At 57.2% G+C, this 1,976-nt stretch carries 3 protein-coding genes and 1 pseudogene; all 4 read right to left on the bottom strand.

The genetic code is table 11. The features are described 5' to 3' along the window. Positions 1-185, bottom strand: a pseudogene (locus B3V69_RS10995) (glutamate 5-kinase); the annotation flags it as partial. A gap of 61 nt (positions 186-246) precedes the next feature. After that, entirely contained in the window at positions 247-1,314 is a 1,068-nt protein-coding gene (gene cgtA / locus B3V69_RS10990) for an Obg family GTPase CgtA (protein ID WP_296446495.1), read from the bottom strand. Positions 1,315-1,383: 69 nt separating this feature from the next. Continuing rightward, a complete protein-coding gene (rpmA, locus tag B3V69_RS10985; protein WP_296446494.1) occupies positions 1,384-1,641 on the bottom strand; it encodes a 50S ribosomal protein L27 in 258 nt (85 codons plus the stop codon). A gap of 12 nt (positions 1,642-1,653) precedes the next feature. Next, positions 1,654-1,965 (bottom strand): 50S ribosomal protein L21, encoded by a 312-nt coding sequence (rplU, locus tag B3V69_RS10980; protein WP_296446500.1) that lies wholly within the window; start codon positions 1,963-1,965, stop codon positions 1,654-1,656. Positions 1,966-1,976 lie beyond the last annotated feature (11 nt).

Raw genomic sequence — 1,976 nt, 5'->3', positions numbered from 1 at the left:
ATGGCGCCACTGGACACCATGATGACTTCGCGCCCGCCACGCACCAGCAAGGACATCTGGCGGCACCATTCACCAATCGCGGTCTCGTCCAGGCCGCGCCCCTCATTGGTCACCAGGCTGGAGCCCACTTTGACAACGATGCGCCGGGCATCACGCAACACGAACGAAGCAGTTTCTATAGTCATTTAGGCCTGTAGCCCCCGTCATTCAAGCGCAAGGCGCTATAAATAAAATAGCGTCTGAGTTTTATTCGGGATCCACCGCAAAACGCGGGTCCACGACCTCGGGCGTCTGCTCCGCTTTCTGCTGCGCCTTCACGTGCTGATAAACGGTTTTGATCAGAGACTCACAGCCTTCGCGGGTGAGCGCCGAAATCTCGAACACCGGCCCCTTGAACTTGAGACGTTTGACAAAGTCCTTGACGAGTGCCGCGCGCTCTTCGACGGGGATCATGTCCAGCTTGTTGAGGACCAGCCAACGCGGTTTGGCATACAGCGCCGGATCATATTTCTTGAGCTCATTCACGATCGCCTTGGCTTGCGCCACGGTGTCAACGCTCTCATCAAACGGTGCCATATCGATCACGTGCAGCAACAGTCGCGTGCGCTGCAAATGGCGCAGGAAAAGATGGCCCAATCCCGCGCCCTCGGACGCACCTTCGATCAAACCCGGCAAATCTGCCACGACGAAGCTCTGCTCCGGCCCGACACGCACGACGCCCAAATTAGGGTGCAGCGTGGTGAACGGATAGTCGGCAATGCGCGGACGGGCGTTGGAGATGGCCGTGATCAACGTGGATTTACCGGCGTTGGGCATGCCCAGCAAGCCCACGTCGGCCAGCACCTTGAGCTCCAGTTTGAGATTGAATTTTTCACCCGGCCAGCCCGGCGTTTTTTGCCGTGGCGCGCGGTTGATGGCGCTCTTGAAACGCATGTTGCCAAAGCCGCCATCGCCGCCTTTGGCAATGGTGATCACTTCGCCCGGCGTGATCAACTCAAACAGCACCTCACCGGTTTCGGCATCCGTGATGATGGTGCCGACCGGCATTTTCAGGGTGATGTCGTCGCCTGCCGCCCCAAACATGTCGGAGCCCATGCCGTGCTCACCGCGCTTGGCGTCATGCCGCCTGGAAAAGCGGTAGTCCACCAGGGTATTCAGGTTGGGGTCCGCCACGGCAAAAACGTGGCCTCCGCGCCCGCCGTCGCCGCCATTGGGGCCACCGAATTCTTTGTATTTCTCATGACGAAACGAGACGCAGCCAGCGCCGCCGTCTCCCGCAGAGACGTCAATATAGGCTTCGTCAACGAATTTCATGATTTCAAGCTTTATAAACGAAAAACCCCGCGCAGCGCGCAGGGTCTTAATTGGGGGGTTTCCAGCAAATTAAGCCGAGATAACGCTCACCGTCTGCTTGTTCAGCGCACCCTTGGTGGTAAACAACACGTTGCCGTCAACCAGTGCGAACAGAGTGTGATCCTTGCCGATACCGACATTGGTACCCGGATGAAACACGGTGCCACGTTGGCGAACGATGATGGCGCCGGCGCCGATCAACTCACCACCGAATTTCTTCACGCCGAGCATTTTGGGCTTGGAATCGCGCCCGTTTCGCGTAGAGCCGCCGCCTTTTTTCTGTGCCATGACTCTTGCCTCTTAAGCCACAATAGCGCCGACCAGCAGTTCTGTGAACTGTTGACGATGCCCTTGACGTTTTTGGTAATGCTTGCGACGGCGCATTTTGAAAATGCTCACCTTGTCGTGCTTGCCGTGTGCCAATACTGTGACACTCACGGTTGCGCCGGACACCAAGGGAGTACCCACCTTCAGATCTGCGCCGTTGCCGACCGCCAGAACCTCGTTGAACACAATCTCTTGGCCTACGTCCGCAGCAATCTGTTCTACTTTAATTTTTTCGCCGGCTGCAACCCGATATTGCTTGCCGCCGGTTTTTATGACCGCGTACATGTTGACCTCTT

Origin of the sequence: Rhodoferax sp. UBA5149 (assembly GCF_002413825.1) — a bacterium.
Taxonomy (GTDB): domain Bacteria; phylum Pseudomonadota; class Gammaproteobacteria; order Burkholderiales; family Burkholderiaceae_C; genus Rhodoferax.
This window is presented reverse-complemented; position numbering and strand designations above follow the sequence as displayed.

Excerpts from the sequence above, each read along its gene's own strand:
- cgtA (WP_296446495.1), bottom strand. The coding sequence starts at position 1,314 with ATGAAATTCGTTGACGAAGCCTATATTGACGTCTCTGCGGGAGACGGC.
- rpmA (WP_296446494.1), bottom strand. The coding sequence starts at position 1,641 with ATGGCACAGAAAAAAGGCGGCGGCTCTACGCGAAACGGGCGCGATTCC.
- rplU (WP_296446500.1), bottom strand. The coding sequence starts at position 1,965 with ATGTACGCGGTCATAAAAACCGGCGGCAAGCAATATCGGGTTGCAGCC.